The sequence below is a fragment of the Solitalea longa genome (genome assembly GCF_002920915.1).
Lineage (GTDB): Bacteria > Bacteroidota > Bacteroidia > Sphingobacteriales > Sphingobacteriaceae > Solitalea > Solitalea longa.
The window spans coordinates 259,701-276,419 of sequence record NZ_PQVF01000001.1 but is presented as its reverse complement, the minus strand read 5'-3'; the positions used below and the strand labels follow the sequence as shown (position 1 = coordinate 276,419).

General features: G+C 38.8%; 16 protein-coding genes. 9 read left to right on the top strand and 7 right to left on the bottom strand.

Annotated elements, in window-relative coordinates; all coding sequences use genetic code 11:
* The first annotated feature begins 118 nt into the window (after positions 1–118).
* From C3K47_RS01300 to C3K47_RS01290, 3 genes are all read left to right on the top strand, one after another.
* The gene (locus C3K47_RS01300) at positions 119–454 is read left to right on the top strand and encodes an MGMT family protein (protein ID WP_103787264.1); all 336 of its coding nucleotides are present in this window, start codon (positions 119–121) and stop codon (positions 452–454) included.
* Positions 455–515: 61 nt separating this feature from the next.
* On the top strand, positions 516–860 hold the full coding sequence (locus C3K47_RS01295; RefSeq protein ID WP_103787263.1) for a carboxymuconolactone decarboxylase family protein: 345 nt from the start codon (positions 516–518) through the stop codon (positions 858–860).
* A 74-nt stretch (positions 861–934) separates the two neighbouring features.
* On the top strand, positions 935–1,687 hold the full coding sequence (locus C3K47_RS01290) for a metal-dependent hydrolase (RefSeq protein ID WP_103787262.1): 753 nt from the start codon (positions 935–937) through the stop codon (positions 1,685–1,687).
* A 39-nt stretch (positions 1,688–1,726) separates the two neighbouring features.
* Here the strand turns inward: C3K47_RS01290 and C3K47_RS01285 are convergent, their stop codons facing one another.
* Entirely contained in the window at positions 1,727–2,242 is a 516-nt protein-coding gene (locus C3K47_RS01285; protein ID WP_103787261.1) for a GNAT family N-acetyltransferase, read from the bottom strand.
* Positions 2,243–2,593: 351 nt separating this feature from the next.
* On the opposite strand from C3K47_RS01285, the gene C3K47_RS01280 reads away from it, so the two are divergent.
* Complete coding sequence (locus tag C3K47_RS01280) at positions 2,594–4,936, top strand: TonB-dependent receptor (protein WP_243392474.1); 2,343 nt, start codon at positions 2,594–2,596, stop codon at positions 4,934–4,936.
* Between the two features lie 2 nt (positions 4,937–4,938).
* Positions 4,939–5,784 (top strand): DUF4249 domain-containing protein, encoded by an 846-nt coding sequence (locus tag C3K47_RS01275; RefSeq protein WP_103787259.1) that lies wholly within the window; start codon positions 4,939–4,941, stop codon positions 5,782–5,784.
* Positions 5,785–5,845: 61 nt separating this feature from the next.
* On the opposite strand, the gene C3K47_RS01270 is transcribed toward C3K47_RS01275, so the two are convergent.
* Both C3K47_RS01270 and lipB read right to left on the bottom strand, forming a co-directional pair.
* Positions 5,846–6,454: an SGNH/GDSL hydrolase family protein gene (locus C3K47_RS01270; RefSeq protein WP_103787258.1), complete on the bottom strand. Its 609-nt coding sequence runs from the start codon at positions 6,452–6,454 to the stop codon at positions 5,846–5,848.
* A 7-nt stretch (positions 6,455–6,461) separates the two neighbouring features.
* Positions 6,462–7,163: a lipoyl(octanoyl) transferase LipB gene (gene lipB / locus C3K47_RS01265; RefSeq protein ID WP_103787257.1), complete on the bottom strand. Its 702-nt coding sequence runs from the start codon at positions 7,161–7,163 to the stop codon at positions 6,462–6,464.
* Between the two features lie 70 nt (positions 7,164–7,233).
* Here lipB and C3K47_RS01260 point away from each other — a divergent pair, with 70 nt between their 5' ends.
* Positions 7,234–7,623, top strand: coding sequence for a YraN family protein (locus tag C3K47_RS01260; protein ID WP_243392473.1), 390 nt, complete (start codon positions 7,234–7,236; stop codon positions 7,621–7,623).
* 8 nt (positions 7,624–7,631) lie between these two features.
* On the opposite strand, the gene C3K47_RS01255 is transcribed toward C3K47_RS01260, so the two are convergent.
* The 3 genes from C3K47_RS01255 to rsfS form a co-directional block, all read right to left on the bottom strand.
* Complete coding sequence (locus C3K47_RS01255; RefSeq protein ID WP_103787256.1) at positions 7,632–8,321, bottom strand: LutC/YkgG family protein; 690 nt, start codon at positions 8,319–8,321, stop codon at positions 7,632–7,634.
* Between the two features lie 110 nt (positions 8,322–8,431).
* Positions 8,432–10,516 (bottom strand): ATP-dependent zinc metalloprotease FtsH, encoded by a 2,085-nt coding sequence (gene ftsH, locus C3K47_RS01250; RefSeq protein WP_103787255.1) that lies wholly within the window; start codon positions 10,514–10,516, stop codon positions 8,432–8,434.
* Between the two features lie 53 nt (positions 10,517–10,569).
* On the bottom strand, positions 10,570–10,944 hold the full coding sequence (gene rsfS / locus C3K47_RS01245) for a ribosome silencing factor (protein WP_103787254.1): 375 nt from the start codon (positions 10,942–10,944) through the stop codon (positions 10,570–10,572).
* 49 nt (positions 10,945–10,993) lie between these two features.
* Here rsfS and C3K47_RS01240 point away from each other — a divergent pair, with 49 nt between their 5' ends.
* From C3K47_RS01240 to pfkA, 3 genes are all read left to right on the top strand, one after another.
* A complete protein-coding gene (locus C3K47_RS01240; RefSeq protein ID WP_103787253.1) occupies positions 10,994–11,758 on the top strand; it encodes a biotin--[acetyl-CoA-carboxylase] ligase in 765 nt (254 codons plus the stop codon).
* 91 nt (positions 11,759–11,849) lie between these two features.
* Positions 11,850–13,949 (top strand): protein-disulfide reductase DsbD family protein, encoded by a 2,100-nt coding sequence (locus tag C3K47_RS01235; protein ID WP_103787252.1) that lies wholly within the window; start codon positions 11,850–11,852, stop codon positions 13,947–13,949.
* Positions 13,950–14,142: 193 nt separating this feature from the next.
* On the top strand, positions 14,143–15,111 hold the full coding sequence (gene pfkA, locus C3K47_RS01230; RefSeq protein ID WP_103787504.1) for a 6-phosphofructokinase: 969 nt from the start codon (positions 14,143–14,145) through the stop codon (positions 15,109–15,111).
* An 82-nt stretch (positions 15,112–15,193) separates the two neighbouring features.
* Here the strand turns inward: pfkA and hutH are convergent, their stop codons facing one another.
* Positions 15,194–16,684 carry a histidine ammonia-lyase gene (hutH, locus tag C3K47_RS01225; RefSeq protein WP_103787251.1) on the bottom strand — a complete coding sequence of 497 codons (1,491 nt, stop codon included), beginning with the start codon at positions 16,682–16,684 and terminating at the stop codon, positions 15,194–15,196.
* Positions 16,685–16,719 lie beyond the last annotated feature (35 nt).

The window sequence follows — 16,719 nt, the reverse complement described above, 5'->3', positions numbered from 1 at the left end:
CCTGTATCAGGCAATAACTGATTTCAGGGTTTTTCATTTCATGGCTCATGGTAATTTGAAGCATGGTTTTAATAGAGTAAATTTCTGAAGAATTTAAAGCCTTAAGCAGTTACCCAAAATGAAAGATCCTAACTTTTTTGAAAAGGTTTTCGACGTGGTTAGATTGATACCCCCCGGAAGAATAACATCCTACGGAGCTATTGCCAATTTTCTGGGAACCAAGGGCTCATCGCGTATGGTAGGCTGGGCAATGCACGCCGCTTCTTCGGCCATACCGCCAATTCCGGCTCATCGGGTGGTGAACAGTGCAGGCTTATTAACAGGCAAAGTTCATTTTGGAACGCCAACGCTAATGGAAGAGCTCCTTAAAAGCGAAGGCATTTTGGTAAAGGATGACAAAGTGCAAAATTTTAAAAAACATTTTTGGGATCCGAGTGTAGAAATTGGAGGATAGTTCACTGCAATTAACCTTTGTTCAATTTTAAAAATTATTATCAGATTAAATCAATAAAACAATGGGTAAACTAATTGAAGAATTTAACAGCTACCGTACCCGGATGAACGACCGTGTAATGGAAACTGCCAACACCAATATTAAGCGCTTCTATGCTTTAGACACTACTTCGTATGCCGAGGGAGCGCTAAACGTGAAAACCAAAGAGCTGTTGGGGCTGGTAGCATCGATGGTACTTCGTTGCGACGATTGTATAAAATACCATTTAGGTAAATGCAAAGAAGCTGGTGTAAATAGTGAAGAAATGAATGAAACCTTTATGATTGCGATGCTGGTGGGAGGGTCAATTGTAATTCCGCATTACCGCCGGGCTGTTGAATATTGGGATGAATTAATTGCAGAATAAGCATTTCCATTTCATCAATTAATCAATCAATATTTGGTATATTATATCTCCATAAACCTAAAAAAATTACAACAATGAACTTCACCTATTATGGTCACTCTTGTTTTTCCATTGAAACAAACGGAAAAACATTACTGTTCGATCCTTTTATTTCGGGGAATGAATTGGCAAAACACATTGACATTGATCGGATTAGAGCTGATTATATTCTTATTTCTCATGCCCATTCCGACCATACTGCCGACGTTGAACAAATAGCAAAAAATACAGGCGCCAAAATTATTTCAACCTTTGAAATTGTAATGCATTATCAGCAAAAAGGATTTGAAGGCCATCCAATGAATTTTGGCGGAAAATGGGACTTTGACTTTGGTCGTGTAAAAATGGTGCAAGCCATGCATACTAGTAGTTTTGCTGATGGAAGTTATGGAGGCGCAGCAGGTGGGTTTATTATAACGTTGGAGGGCAAGAGTATTTACTATTCGGGCGATACCGCTTTGTTTAGTGATATGGAACTTTTTGGCCGCATGCACAACATTAACTGGGCAATACTTCCAATTGGCGATAACTTTACGATGGATGTTGAGCAGGCCTTAATGGCTTCCCTAATGCTTAATTGCGATCAGATAATTGGTGTACATTACGATACTTTTGGCTATATCATGATTGATCATTCGGGTGCTAAAGAGAAATTTGCTGTCAAAGGCAAAGAACTGCACTTGCTAGCAGTTGGCGAACAGTTGAATTTATCATTGAACGGAGCCTCTGTTTCAGAGATGAGCAGGCAAAATTTTATGGATGACAATCCGAAAGGAGAAGTGATTTAACTATACTCGACTTCCTTTTCTTACAGGAAGAAAAGGAAGCTAATTTTTTAAAACAGAAAAGACATAAGCGTCCATTATTTCGTTGTTCTTTACAATGCTAAAACGCAAAATTGCTTCCTGAATAAACCCGGCATGCTGTAAGACTTTCATTGATGCGTAATTTCGTTCAAAAACTTCGGCATAAATTCTAATAACATCAAAATTATCGAAGACGTACTCAACAAAAGCACTTATAACCTCGCTCATTATCTTTTTATTCCAATAGGATTCTCCGAGCCAATAGCCAATTTCAGCATTAATGCGTGAAACATCATCTTTCAGCATAATACCAATGCCCCCAACCGCGTAACCATCTACCACAATTGCCATATTAGTAGCCGGCTCCCTCCTTTCATTTATCGTTATCCAATCAACAGCGTCTATTAGTGTATAGGGATGTGGAAAATAATCTCTTAAATTATCCCAAACTGCTTTATTATTTGCATGCTGCACCAGCGATAAAGCATCATCTTTTTGCCAGGGACGTAACACACATCCTTTAAGCTTAATCTCCATTATCTATTGGTTGTTAAAATTGAAACTAAGTAGCTTTAATATACAAAGTTCCTGGGTAAACTAGGCAGCGAGGCACAAATTGCGCTCCATCCCCATTCAAATTGTTAAACAAAAAAGAGCAAACCTATTACTAGTGTAAGCGAACACTTTAGCAAAAAGTCCATTTCCAATGCAATTAAAGCCTTTCCGTATCAAACATTATACAATTATTTAATATTAAGCGTTAGCATACTTTATTATCATGTCATACTTTTGCCGAACATTACCCTATCAAACTAAACAGATCTAAATTTTATTCTACTTTATTCCAACATGCTAAATACAGTCTTAAAAAAATCTAAGCTCATAGCTATGCTGCTTTTATGCAGTATTACAGCTTTTGCCCAGCAAAAAAACAAAACAACCATAAGTGGTTACGTAAAACAAAGTGAGAACGGTGAAAACATTATTGGCGCATCGGTTTCAATAAAAGAAAACGGCAGCGGATCCTCGACCAATAGTTATGGATTTTATTCCTTAAGTGTAACGCCGGGCAGTTATACCCTGGTGTTTCAATACCTTGGTTTTAAAACACTTGAGAAAAAAGTCACCATTACAAAATCAGCAACGTTAAATATTAATCTTGAGGCCGAGGGCAAGCAAATTGACGAAGTAGTGGTTAGTTCGGCAGGGGTAAAAAAAAATGTCACAAGCATGGATATGGGCGTTAATAAACTCGAAATGCGTTCACTCCAAAAAATGCCTGCACTCATGGGCGAAGTTGATATTGTTCGAAGCATTCAGCTTTTGCCCGGCATTAGCACCGTTGGAGAAGGCTCTTCGGGCTTTAATGTGCGTGGCGGTGGCGTTGACCAAAATCTTATCCTTCTTGATGAATCACCGGTTTACAATAGCTCCCATCTGTTTGGTTTCTTTTCGGTATTCGATCCTGATGCAGTAAAAGATGTAAAACTGATAAAAGGGGGAATTCCTGCCATGTACGGAGGCAGATTGTCTTCGATTTTGGATGTTAGAATGAAGGATGGAAATGCGAATAATTTCAGCACTTCCGGAGGAATAGGAACTGTTTCAGCACGTTTTTTGGCTGAAGCGCCTATTGTGAAAGGAAAGGGTTCATTTGTAATTGCTGCCCGAAGATCATATGCTGATATGTTCCTGAAGCTTTCTCCTGATGAAAGCCTGAACAAAAACTCCGCTTATTTTTATGATCTAAGTGGAAAAGCAAACTACACCATTAATGAGAATAACCGATTATACTTATCGGGCTACTTTGGAAAAGACAACTTTGGATTTGCCGAGCGTTTTGCAATGAACTGGGGCAACGGAACCGGCACCTTACGCTGGAACCATACCTTTAACCCAAGCTTATTTGTAAATTTCACTGCTGTTTACAGTAATTATGATTATGCATTAGGAATTCCGAGCGGTGTAAATTCCTTCGACTGGACCTCAAGAATTATCAATCAAACCTTAAAAGGCGATTTTTCTTATTACGCTAATCAAAGCAACAAACTGAGCTTTGGCGCCAATGCGACTTTTTACCGGTTTAAGCCTGGCTCAGCAACAACCGCAGACGAAAACACTTCATTTAACGATGTTGCTTTGCAAACGCAACTTGGTCGGGAGTATGCAGTTTATTTAGATAATGAACAGAAAATAACCGAAAAACTTTCGGCGCAATATGGCTTAAGACTATCCGGCTTTAGCTATGTAAGCGGTCAAAATAACTTTACAGTAAATGAATACGAAGGGCTTACCGGTCAGCGAAAAGAACCCGTTAATCCACAATCTTATAATAAAGGCGAGGTTATTAAAACCCATTTTAACCTCGAACCAAGACTTTCGCTTCGCTACGTGTTAACGGATGAATCGTCGGTAAAAGCCAGTTATAACCGAACCGCACAGTACTTACATTTAATTTCAAATACAACAGCTGCCACACCGCTGGATGTTTGGCAGCCAACCACCAATAATATTAAGCCCGAAGTGGCTGATCAGGTGGCATTAGGCTATTTCCGAAATTTCAAAAACAATAGTATCGAGTTTTCGCTGGAAGGGTTTTATAAGAAGATGCAAAACCAAATCGATTACATTGATGGCGCGGAACTTTTTCTTAACAGCAACCTGGAAAGTGAATTACTTTATGGCAAGGCCCGAGCTTACGGACTTGAGTTTTATTTAAAGAAAAACACCGGTAAACTAAACGGCTGGATTAGTTACACCTGGTCGAAATCGGAACGCCAAATTGATGGCATTAATAACAACGAATATTACCCAAGCAAATACGATAAAACCCATAACCTTTCGGTGGTGGGAATTTATGATATGAGTAAGCGATGGAGTTTTTCAGCCATATTTACCTACTCAACAGGGGTGAGTACCACATTTCCAAATGGAAGGTATGAGATTGATGGAATAGTGGTTCCACATAATACCACCAATTCACGTAACAACTATCGTATTCCGGCATATAATCGTTTAGATATATCGGCAACATTATATCCAAGTCACAAACCGGGAAGCAAATTTGGCAGTAACTGGGTATTTTCTATCTACAACCTTTATGCGCGACGCAATCCATACACCATTTATTTCCAACCGAGTGAAGACAATCCACAGATAACTGAATCAAGACGATTATCAATTATTGGTTCATTTATCCCATCAGTTACTTATAATTTTAATTTCAGATAGTCATGAATAAGATCTATATACTTATAGTCCTTGCGTTTTCAGTATTTACGTTGAGTTCTTGTGAAGATGTTGTTGATGTAAAACTGGATTCCGGTCCCGCATTATTAGCCGTTGACGGATGGCTAACCAATAAAGCTGTGCCCGACACAATTAAAATTTCACAAACGTCACCTTATTTTTCTAACACCGCGCCTTTATTTGTAACCGGTGCTAAAGTTAAATTAACCACCGGTTCGGGACAAACCGAACAGCTTAGTGAAATTGCCAATGGACGATTTTTGGTTCAAAACATTAGAAGCACCAAGGGCGAAACTTATACCCTAAGTATTGAATACGAAGGTGAGGTTTATGAGGCAAAGACAGAGGCCACACGCCAAAGCTTTTTGCTAGATTCTTTAGGATTTGAGTTTCGGGAAAAGTCAATTGAGCAGGAGGAGGATGGATATATTGTGCAGTTTTATGGCAATGAATTGAAAGGTTTGGGCGATGCCTGCAGGATAAAAATTAAACGAAACAATCACTATTTAGGAACAATTGAAGATCTCAATTATATGGATGATGAATTTGTTGATAGCGCTGAATTTAAACAAGTGCGATTGTTCACAAAAGACCCATTTCAATTAAATGACGAGGTGACCGTTGAAACCTGGTCGATAACCATGGATGCCTATCATTTTTATGATGAGTTACGTGCCCAGGTTAACAACGGGGGAATATTTGCCAACCCACCTGCCAATGTAAGAACAAACATAAAAAATGTAAATTCTTCCTCGCCTAAAAAAGCAGTCGGTTATTTTGGAGCCTCGATGGTAAGTACCATCAGTGCAGTAGTAACAGAAAACAAATAAAACCTATATAAAAAATGCGTTTAGACTTCTCTAAACGCATTTTTTTCTTTATGTAATCGTTTTATTTCAAGCTTTTTTGAACATATGGCAATAGAAGTTTTGCCCATTCGCCATACATTTTACCCGAATAATGAAGCTGGTCATGGGCTACATAACTTAAATCATCAAGAGCTTTGTAAGAGCTTGGAGTAATGTCAATATAGTTTACTCCAAAACGTTCACTTTCTTCTTTGTTAACCACGTTAAACTTTTGAATAGCGCTGGTGATTACTTCCAAATTAGCCTTACCAAAGGGTGTTGCTCCCCAATCTGGTATGGATAATACGAAAACTCGTTTCTTTTTACCCTTTGCAAAACGGTTGGCAATTCTCAATAAACGTCTAAAATCACTCCTATAAGCCTCAATACTACGATTCCGGTATTGGTTATTTACACCAATTAAAAGCGTAACCAAATCAAAGGGTTCGGTAAGCTGTTCTTTTTTAATACCGGCCATTAATTCATCCGTTGTCCAGCCAGTAGTTGCAATAATTTTAGGTGAGTTTATAGAAAACCCGCTTTCATTTAAGGCTTCTTTCAGTTGAACAGGATATCTTTCCTTTTCTTCAACAGCTTCGCCAATAGTATAAGAATCGCCTAAGGCGAGATAAGTTAATTCTTGTTGCGACATGATGGTATTAAATCAACTCCATTTCAAAAAGCTCACAAATCTTGGACTTCAGTATTTCTTTAACATCGTTAATGTCTACATCTCTGCCTAATTCTTTATTTAGAGAAGTAACAGCTTTATCCGCTATACCGCAAGGCACAATGTTTCCGAAATAGTTTAAATCAGCGTTTACATTAAAAGCAAAGCCATGCATGGTTACCCAACGACTGCAACGAACACCCATGGCACAAATTTTACGAGCGGTCCAGGGATTATCGCCATCAAGCCAAACTCCAGTCTGACCTTCGGAGCGACCAGCCACTATACCATATTCTTTTAAAGTAAGGATAATAGCCTCCTCCAAAAAACGCAGGTATTTATGTATGTCGGTAAAGAAGTGATCTAAATCTAAAATCGGATAGCCAACAATCTGTCCCGGTCCGTGATAAGTTATATCTCCCCCCCGGTTAATTTTATAATAGTTAGCATGCTTTTCTTCTAAACCCTTTTCGTCCAGTAACAAATGTTCCGGTTTCCCACTTTTCCCTAAAGTATAAACATGCGGGTGTTCACAAAAAATCAGATAATCACTCGTTTGTCTTTGGTCACCGTTTAAATTATCCCTGTTTTCTGTTTTAATGCGAACGGTTTCAGAAAAGATCTCTTCCTGCCTATCCCAGGCCTCTTTATAGTCAATGAGTCCCCAATCTATAAATTGAACTTGTTTCATTCGAACTTAGTGTTTCGTTTACTAAACGATATTTTTAATGGTGCAAAAATAGTTTAAAACTCCTAACTTAATGCAACAACCTACATTCCTACCTATGGCTCAACACACTGATCTTGGCAAAAGAGGTGAGCAAATCGCCCTCGAACACCTTAAAGTCAATGGATATGAAATTATTGCCAATAACTGGCGGTACCAGCATGCCGAGATTGATTTAATTGTTCAAAAAAAGAATGATTTAGTGTTTATTGAAGTAAAAACCCGAACGGGCAACTTCTTTGGCAATCCCGAAGAATTTGTAACAAGCCAAAAAGAGAAATTGTTTGCGCTCGCAGCCGAAGAGTTTATTTATCGGCAAGGCCATACCGGCGAATGTCGGTTCGACATTGTTTCCGTTACTTTTAGCAAAGATGGACTGAGTTACCAAGTGCATCATATTGAAGATGCTTTTTTTCCGAGGTAAGCTTTCTCTTATAGGTCGAGTTCTACCTGGTTGCTAAAAGTTTTAAATTCCGGATCTAAATCATCGATAAGGAAAACATATAGGTCTTTAGGGCCATGAGCTCCAAGCACTAATGTCTTTTCAATGTCCGCAGTGCGGCTTGGACCTGTTATTACCGTAATATTCGAAGGTAATCGCTCTTCATATTTTTCCTTCAACAAAGAGAAGCCATCTTTCAAATCCATTACTAACTGCGAGGTATAAGCCAAAACAATGTGGGTATGCGGATAAACACTTAACCGGCGACCACTTTGTTGCGCACTCGAAACCAATACGCTGCCATTACGGGCAATTAATGCTTCACAGGTGGTTATACCTACTTCTGCATTTACAAAATTCTCATCATCAGCAATAAAAGGATAATCATATTTGCGCAGCAATTGCTGTAGTTTGCTATCCCAGCAAATGATCTTCAGCCAGTCTTTTTCTTCTGCAAGGGCAATAATGTTTTCGATAAAATGAATCTCATCTTCGCAAAACAAAAACTTACCGGCTACTTTATTCAGCTCCTCCGCAAAAATCAATTCCAATAATTCATGGTTGGGCGGATACAAGGGAGAATCTTCATAATTAGGATAAGGATTATCCCGTTTCTCAAGTAATGCCTTACGAATGTTTTTCAGCATCAGTTCACGTGGAGTAATAGCCGCCTTTTTCATAATGTAAAAATAGAAAAATTATCTTGACGCATTTCTTAGATTATACTTCCAGAAAAAACGTCCGAAAAATTCCGGACGTTTAATTCAATTTATACTTTTTTCAGAAAACATTAAACGTTTTCTTCCTTTTCCTGAACAGTGGTTACCTCAATGGGTAAACTCTGATTGCCTTCAGCTAATGGATGTTCAGCACCGTTCTGAGATCCCCCGTTAACAAATTCATCATAAGTGGTACGGCTATCAAATGGACGCTTCCCTAAGATTTCTTCCAAATCAGACTGGAACAGAATTTCCTTTTCCAATAATTTTTGCGCCAATGCCTCTAAACCATTGCGATTTTCTATTAATAGTTCTTTGGTACGTATATAAATGTCGTTAATCAATGAACGTACTTCATGATCTATTAACTCTGAGGTTTTCTCTGAATATGGTTTAGTGAATCCACTATATTCACCCTGCTGATCATTAAAAGAAACATTACCCACCTTATCATTCATACCATAAATCGTCACCATTGCATAAGACAATTTGGTAATACGTTCAAGGTCATTCTGGGCACCGGTCGAAATTTTTCCGAAAATAATATCTTCTGCCACACGACCACCCATTGTCATACACATGCCGTCAACTAACTGCTCGGTGGTATATAAATACTGCTCTTTTGGCAGATACTGTGCATAACCTAAAGCTGCAACGCCACGAGGAACGATGGAAACCTTTACTAATGGATCAGCGTGTTCAAGGAACCAACCTGCAATAGCGTGACCAGCTTCGTGATAAGCAACAATCCTTTTTTCTTCAGGAGAAATGATTTTGTTCTTTTTCTCTAAACCACCAATTACACGATCAATTGCATCCTGGAAATCTTTCATATCGATTTCTTTCTTATTCCTTCTGGCTGCTATTAGGGCTGCTTCGTTACAAACGTTCATAATTTCAGCACCGGCAAAACCAGGCGTTTGAGCCGAAAGTTTTTTAGGATCAACATCAGGAGCTAATTTCAATGGTTTTAAGTGGACTTTGAAAATCTCCTCGCGACCATTTAAATCAGGTTTGTCAATTGAAATCTGCCTGTCGAAACGGCCTGGACGCAACAATGCCGAGTCAAGTACATCTGGACGGTTAGTGGCCGCCATAATAATTACCCCTGAATCGGTAGCAAAACCATCCATTTCAACTAAAAGTGCATTCAATGTATTTTCACGCTCATCATTGCCTCCCATGATTTGGTTTTTACCACGAGCACGGCCAATGGCATCAATCTCATCAATAAAAATAATACATGGAGCTTTATCTCGGGCCTGGCGGAACAAGTCACGAACACGTGATGCTCCCACCCCTACAAACATTTCAACAAAGTCGGAGCCTGAAAGGGAAAAGAAAGGCACTTGTGCTTCACCGGCAACGGCTTTCGCTAACAAGGTTTTACCTGTTCCCGGAGGGCCTACTAATAAAACACCCTTAGGAATTTTACCGCCAAGGCTGGTATATTTCTTCGGATATTTCAGGAAATCAACAACTTCCATTACCTCAAGTTTCGCTTCTTCTAAGCCCGCAACATCATTAAAGGTGATATTTACCTGAGATTCTTTATCAAATAAGGTTGCTTTTGATTTGCCGATGTTAAAAATCTGTCCACCAGGGCCTCCGCCACCACCGGTCATCCGGCGCATGATGAAGATCCAGAAAACAGCCACCAAAGCTATTGGCAAGATCCATTGAATAAGGAAGGTTAAGAAAACGTTTTCCTGCTTCTGTTTATCTTCAATCTTAATAAGTTCATTTTGTGGCCAACCTTTTTCAGCGGCAGTTATTTTATCGCGAATCGCCTTATAATCGAAGCTGGTAAACATGTAATGTGGCCCAGAGTTAGAGCCCCAGGTTCCTTTACCATTTACTTCCTTATATTTTTCTGATTCTAAACGATCTTTTTTGATATACACATAAAACTCGTACGCCTCGCCATTTTTATAAACGTTCACGTATTCAACGTCGTGCGCCTTTAACATTTTGGTTTCAAAATCCTCATAGGTAGTTTTTACCGGAGAAGAGCCTGAATAAAACAGGTTAAATCCAATTATTAAGGCCAAAATAGTTCCGTAAATCCACAGGCCACTGAACTTAGGTGGCTTTGGAAGGATTTTTTTAGGCATTTTATCTCGCGAGTTTTTAGGTTCGGAATTGTTTTCTCTCATTAAAGTTCTGATTATTAGATTAATAACCCGCAGGTTAAATGTTTTGTTTTGATTTAAGCGCTTTGATAGTTTTTGATTTCCGCGTCGCCCCACAATTCCTCTACACCATAATATAAGCGCTTGTCTTTCTTAAAAATGTGCACCACAACATTTACGAAGTCGAGCAGCACCCACTCGCAGTGATCTAAGCCTTCTTTTCTCCAGGGTTCTTCTTTAAGGGCCTTATATACTTCAGCTTCAACCGAATTGGCGATGGCTCTTACCTGAGTGCTGGATTCGGCATCGCAAATAATGAAGTAATCGGTTACTGAACTATGAATATTACGGAGGTCGAGCCTTACAATATCATTTCCTTTTTTCTCCTGAATACCATGAATGATAATATCTGAAATCAATTGGGATTCGTCAGTTCTTCTGTTTTTTACCATTCAAAAACCTAACTTTGAAAATTTATAAACTTCGTTTAATACTCAATAAATGCAATTTACTACTAATTCTGCATTATTTATAGGTCAAAATCTTGTTGCACTTAGTGAAGTTGATTCGACCAATAATTATTTAAAAGATTTACTCACAAATTCCACGCCACAGCCCGAGGGCACTGTTATTATGGCAGAAAACCAATTTAGCGGTCGTGGACAAATAAACAATAAATGGATATCGGAACCAGGTAAAAATTTAACCGTTAGCATTTTACTCTGCCCCAATTTTTTACCTGCAATTAAGCAATTTGATTTGAATAAAGTGGTAAGCCTGGGTGTGGCAGATTTTGTAAATCATTTTCTGGGTAACAAAGTTAAAATAAAATGGCCAAACGATATTTATTGGGATGACAACAAACTTGGCGGAATTCTAATTGAAAACTTTTTATTAGGGGCTCAATTAAAACAATCAGTCATTGGCATAGGTTTAAACATAAACCAGCAAAACTTTAACGGCGCTCCAAATGCAACTTCTTTCCTCCAGATTCAACAAACTGAATTCGATTTAAAAAACTGTTTGAATGCACTTTGCGTATTTCTTGAAGCGAGGTACTTGCAACTAAAGTCGGGAAAATCAGAAAAGATAAACAACGATTATCTCAATATATTATATCGATTAAACACGGTTGATTTGTACCGGGCAAACGGTGAGTTTTTTTATGGTGAAATTATTGGAGTTAATCCTAATGGGCAACTGCAAATAAAAAGTAATGAAGGAGTTAAGGAATTTTCTTTTAAGGAGGTCGAATTCATAAAGTAATAATAATCTTACAATTAGACAAATTTATTTTTCTATTTTTGGGGTCGAATTATTTTTCGGTTTAACCTAAAACTTATCAATCAAGATTTAAATGAAGAGAGGAATGTTTTTGTTGTTAATGCTATTGGGAAGCTTAACAACATTTGCTCAGATTGAGAACCCTGTATCATGGCAGTTCTCGAGCAAAACCCTGAAGGGCGACGAAGCGGTGTTGATTTTATCTGCCAAAATTGATGGCAACTGGCACATGTATTCACAGTTTATTGAAGAAGGTGGTCCAAATCCAACCAGTTTTAAATTTAAACCATCAAAAGATTATGAGTTAATTGGTAAAGTTGATGAAAAATCAACTCCACATAAAGTTCAGGATCCTACCTTTGAAATGCAGGTTATCTATTTTGAAGGGAAAGCTGTATTTGAACAAAAAGTACGATTGAAAGTTCCATCTGCTAAAATTAGCGGAACACTTGAGTACATGGTTTGTAACGACAAACAGTGTTTACCTCCTGAAGAAGTAGAGTTTAACATTACTGCAACAGGAACACCACAAGCAGCTGTAGCTGTTCCAGCCACTGCACCTGATGCAAATCAAAATAAACCTAAAGCACCTACAGATACTACAACAGCAGTTACTCCGCAAACTACAAGTGCGGCAGTTACAGTTGATACAGTGAAAACTGATACAAGCAATGCTACTGTAGCGGCTTCAATTGCAGATACTAACACGCCACAAGCTGAAGTAAAATCAGGTTCAACCTGGGGTATTTTCATTGAAGGTTTTCTTTTCGGATTTGTGGCCTTGTTAATGCCATGTATCTTCCCGATGATTCCATTAACAGTTAGTTTCTTTACCAAACGCAGTCCTTCTCGTTCTGCAGGTATCCGTAAAGCCATTAGTTTTGGATTAGCAATTATCGGCATATACGTAATTTTTGGCTTAGGCATTACCATTACTTTAGGTGAAGACGCCTTAAACAACTTAGCAAGTAACGCAATTGCCAACCTTATCTTTTTTGTGGTACTTGTAGTTTTCGCTGCATCGTTCTTTGGTGCATTTGAAATTACATTACCAAGTTCATGGGCTACCAAAGCCGATGAGAAAGCAGATAAAGGTGGATTCATCGGTATATTTTTCATGGCTTTAGCCTTGGCATTAGCTTCTTTCTCTTGTACCGGACCTCTAATTGGTAACTTGTTGGTAGAAGCCGCCAGAAAAGGTGAATACTTAGGCCCTGCTATGGGAATGTTAGGTTTCTCTACTGCATTAGCTATTCCTTTTACACTTTTCGCCATTTTCCCAAGTTGGCTGCAAAACCTGCCTAAATCAGGTGGTTGGTTAAACTCGGTAAAAGTTGTGTTAGGTTTTATTGAATTGGCTTTTGCTTTAAAATTCTTGTCGAATGTTGATTTAGCATACCATTGGGGTATTCTTGACCGTGAAGTATTCCTTGTATTATGGATTGTAATTTTCACTATGCTTGGATTCTATTTACTAGGTAAACTGAAATTTTCACACGACAGTGATTTAAAACATATTTCAACTCCTCGTTTATTTTTAGCAATATTTTCGTTTGCATTTGCTGTATACATGTTGCCTGGACTAGAAGGTGCGCCTCTTAAAGCGATCAGCGCCTTTGCTCCTCCAATGGGAACTCAGGATTTTGTTTTAGCCCCAAATTCAGGCAATAGCGAAGCTCCAGCCCATTCTGCTAAAAAATATGCCGGCCTTTTCCATGCGCCACATGGCATCGATGCTTTCTTTGATTATGAAGAAGGTATGGAACAAGCAAAAAAGACAGGAAAACCTGTGTTCATTGACTTTACAGGCCACTCTTGCGTTAACTGCCGTAAAATGGAAGCTAATGTTTGGTCAAATCCTGACGTTTTAAAACGCTTAAAAGACGACTATGTATTGATCTCTCTTTACGTGGACGATAAAACTGAATTACCAGCAAACGAACAATTCGTTTCTAAGGCTACAGGTAAAAAGATCACCACAGTAGGTAAGAAATGGAGTGATCTTCAGGCAAGTTCTTTCAATACCAACTCACAGCCATACTATGTATTGATGGATCACGATGGTAAAGTGCTAGTAAATCCTCAGGCTTATAATCCTAATATTGAGAACTATATTCGTTTCCTTGATAGCGGTAAAGAAGCTTTTCAAAATCAAAAACTAAGCATGAAATAAAAAATATCAAATTATAACAGGCAAAAGCCTTCCGATGAAGAATTGGAAGGCTTTTGTTTTTATTGATTTGGCCATCGTATTAGCATCTGTACTTCGTTTAGGCAATTTTAAAATTTATATAAATTTGTGCCTCTGTTTAACAACAGTTGATATTTTTGTCAGTAAATTGGCAAACATTATAAAAAATCAGGCGATGATTAAAAAAATAGGTGTTTTTACATCAGGAGGTGATGCTCCTGGCATGAATGCATGTGTACGGGCAGTTGTCAGAACTGCCATCTATCATAATATAGAAGTTGTTGGAATTATGCGTGGTTATGAAGGAATGATTAACGGTGAATTTGTTCCTTTAGAAACCCAATCGGTCGCAAATATTATTCAACGTGGAGGAACGATTTTAAAGACCGCCAGAAGCAAGGATTTCATGACGGCTGAGGGTCGTAAAAAAGCGTATGAACAGCTTAAGGCCGCAGGAATTGAAGCGTTGGTAGCTATTGGAGGAAATGGAACTTTTACCGGTGCCTCCATTTTTGAAAAAGAATTCGGCATACCCTCGATTGGAACTCCCGGAACGATTGACAATGACTTGTTAGGAACTGACTTTACCCTCGGTTATGATACAGCAATAAATACTGTAATAAAGGCCGTTGATGCAATACGTGATACTGCTGAATCACATGACCGCTTATTCTTTGTAGAGGTAATGGGCCGTGACTCCGGACAAATTGCCTTGGCGACAGGAATTGGAGCAGGTGCTGAAGCCATCTTATTGCCTGAGGTGAAATTTGACCTGGAAAGACTTTATGACCGTTTAGAAAAAGGTCGTAGAAAATCAGCAAAGATCATTATTGTTGCGGAAGGTGACGAAGCAGGAGGGGCTTTTGCTGTTGCTGAAAGAGTGAAAGAAAAATTCCCTCATTTCGATACTAAAGTTTCGGTTTTAGGGCATATACAGCGCGGTGGCTCACCTTCGTGTTTCGACCGAATGCTGGCCAGTGAGCTAGGCTTTCATGCCGTTGAAGCCTTGTTAAATGGCAAAAAAGGAGTAATGGTGGGCAAGGTTGATAAGAGAATCACCTATACTCCATTTGATGAAGCCATAAAAGACACTTCGAAAATGGATAAAGACCTTTTACGTATGGTTGGTATTCTGGCTTCATAATAAGTATTAAATACAAAATCTTTATAAAACAGAAAGAGGAGCTCACATGAACTCCTCTTTCTGTTTTATAAAGGTTATCAAATTAATGTATGATCGAATCGAGAATAAAATGCTTCGATTTTTCAATATCAATCGACAATTGACGGTCTTCAGTAATAAATGCAACCTCTTCACGAAAATCAGTGAACAGTTTTTCTATAAAAAGAGAAGACTTCAGCGGACGACGTAGTTCAAGGGCCTGGGTAGCATTCAACCATTCGATCCCTAAAATAGAAACCAGGTTTTGAACTACCTTATAAGCCTTAACAGCCGCATTAGCTCCCATACTTACATGATCTTCCTGTCCGTTAGATGAAACGATAGAATCAACCGAGGCCGGTGTACACAATTGTTTGTTTTGACTGGCAATTGAAGCTGCTGTATATTGAGGAATCATTAATCCGGAATTTAAACCAGGCTTAGCTATTAAAAATGCCGGCAACTTTCGCAAACCTGAAATCAATTGAAACGTTCTTCGTTCAGAAATACTTCCCAATTCAGATAAAGCCATGCACAGAAAATCGAGCGCAAGCGCCAAAGGTTGTCCATGGAAATTACCACCTGACAGGATCAGATCTTCTTCCGGAAACACATTAGGATTATCGGTAACTGCATTAATTTCAGTTATAAAAACCCATTCAACATAATTCAAGGCATCTTTTGAAGCGCCGTGAACCTGGGGTACGCAACGGAACGAATATGGATCCTGCGTTTGTTTGCCTGGCTGATTTATTAATTCACTTCCAGCTAAAACGTCAGATATAAACTTGGCTGTTTCCAACTGTCCCTTATGCGGACGAATTTGATGAATCAGTTCATTAAACGGATCCAAACGACAATCAAAAGCATCGATTGAAGTTGCGGCAACAACATCAGCCACATGCGAAAGCTTTTTAGCCAACAACAAGCAATGCACACCGTATGCACTCATAAACTGGGTTCCGTTGATTAATGCCAAGCCCTCTTTCGCTTTCATATGTAACGGCTCCCAGCCAAACTGTTGCAACATGGCTGAAGCTGCTTTACGCTTGCCCTGAACATACACTTCACCAATTCCTAGTAAAGGCAATGAAAGATGAGCCAAAGGAGCCAAGTCGCCTGAGGCACCAAGAGAGCCCTGTGTAAAGACCACAGGCAAAACATCATGATTATAAAAATCAATGAGTCGCTGAACGGTTGATAACTGAACGCCTGAATGACCATAACTTAGCGATTGAATCTTAAGCAACAGCATTAGCCGTACAATTTCGTGAGGAACCTCATCGCCTGTACCACAAGCGTGTGATTTAAGCAAGTTGCTTTGCAAAGCTTCCAATTGGTCATTGTCGATTGAAACGTTTTGCAGTGAACCGAAGCCGGTATTTATACCATAAATTGGCGCCGTACTTACTTTAATCTTTTCGTGAAGGTAATTATGACAATCGATGATTTTTTTGGTTGCCTCCTCAGATAAGGCAAGCTGATACCCCTCGGTAATAATTGATTGAATTAGCTCTAGGGTTATGGCTCCCGAGCCAATGAAATATGACTTCATTATCTTCTGGTTTATTGAATGGCCCCAAAATTAAT

Coding starts and splice junctions, on each gene's coding strand:
- C3K47_RS01280 (WP_243392474.1), top strand. CDS start 2,594: ATGCTGCTTTTATGCAGTATTACAGCTTTTGCCCAGCAAAAAAACAAA.
- C3K47_RS01295 (WP_103787263.1), top strand. CDS start 516: ATGGGTAAACTAATTGAAGAATTTAACAGCTACCGTACCCGGATGAAC.
- hutH (WP_103787251.1), bottom strand. CDS start 16,684: ATGAAGTCATATTTCATTGGCTCGGGAGCCATAACCCTAGAGCTAATT.
- C3K47_RS01270 (WP_103787258.1), bottom strand. CDS start 6,454: ATGTCGCAACAAGAATTAACTTATCTCGCCTTAGGCGATTCTTATACT.
- pfkA (WP_103787504.1), top strand. CDS start 14,143: ATGATTAAAAAAATAGGTGTTTTTACATCAGGAGGTGATGCTCCTGGC.
- C3K47_RS01255 (WP_103787256.1), bottom strand. CDS start 8,321: ATGAAAAAGGCGGCTATTACTCCACGTGAACTGATGCTGAAAAACATT.
- rsfS (WP_103787254.1), bottom strand. CDS start 10,944: ATGGTAAAAAACAGAAGAACTGACGAATCCCAATTGATTTCAGATATT.
- ftsH (WP_103787255.1), bottom strand. CDS start 10,516: ATGAGAGAAAACAATTCCGAACCTAAAAACTCGCGAGATAAAATGCCT.
- C3K47_RS01235 (WP_103787252.1), top strand. CDS start 11,850: ATGAAGAGAGGAATGTTTTTGTTGTTAATGCTATTGGGAAGCTTAACA.
- C3K47_RS01275 (WP_103787259.1), top strand. CDS start 4,939: ATGAATAAGATCTATATACTTATAGTCCTTGCGTTTTCAGTATTTACG.
- lipB (WP_103787257.1), bottom strand. CDS start 7,163: ATGAAACAAGTTCAATTTATAGATTGGGGACTCATTGACTATAAAGAG.
- C3K47_RS01300 (WP_103787264.1), top strand. CDS start 119: ATGAAAGATCCTAACTTTTTTGAAAAGGTTTTCGACGTGGTTAGATTG.
- C3K47_RS01240 (WP_103787253.1), top strand. CDS start 10,994: ATGCAATTTACTACTAATTCTGCATTATTTATAGGTCAAAATCTTGTT.
- C3K47_RS01260 (WP_243392473.1), top strand. CDS start 7,234: ATGCAACAACCTACATTCCTACCTATGGCTCAACACACTGATCTTGGC.
- C3K47_RS01285 (WP_103787261.1), bottom strand. CDS start 2,242: ATGGAGATTAAGCTTAAAGGATGTGTGTTACGTCCCTGGCAAAAAGAT.
- C3K47_RS01290 (WP_103787262.1), top strand. CDS start 935: ATGAACTTCACCTATTATGGTCACTCTTGTTTTTCCATTGAAACAAAC.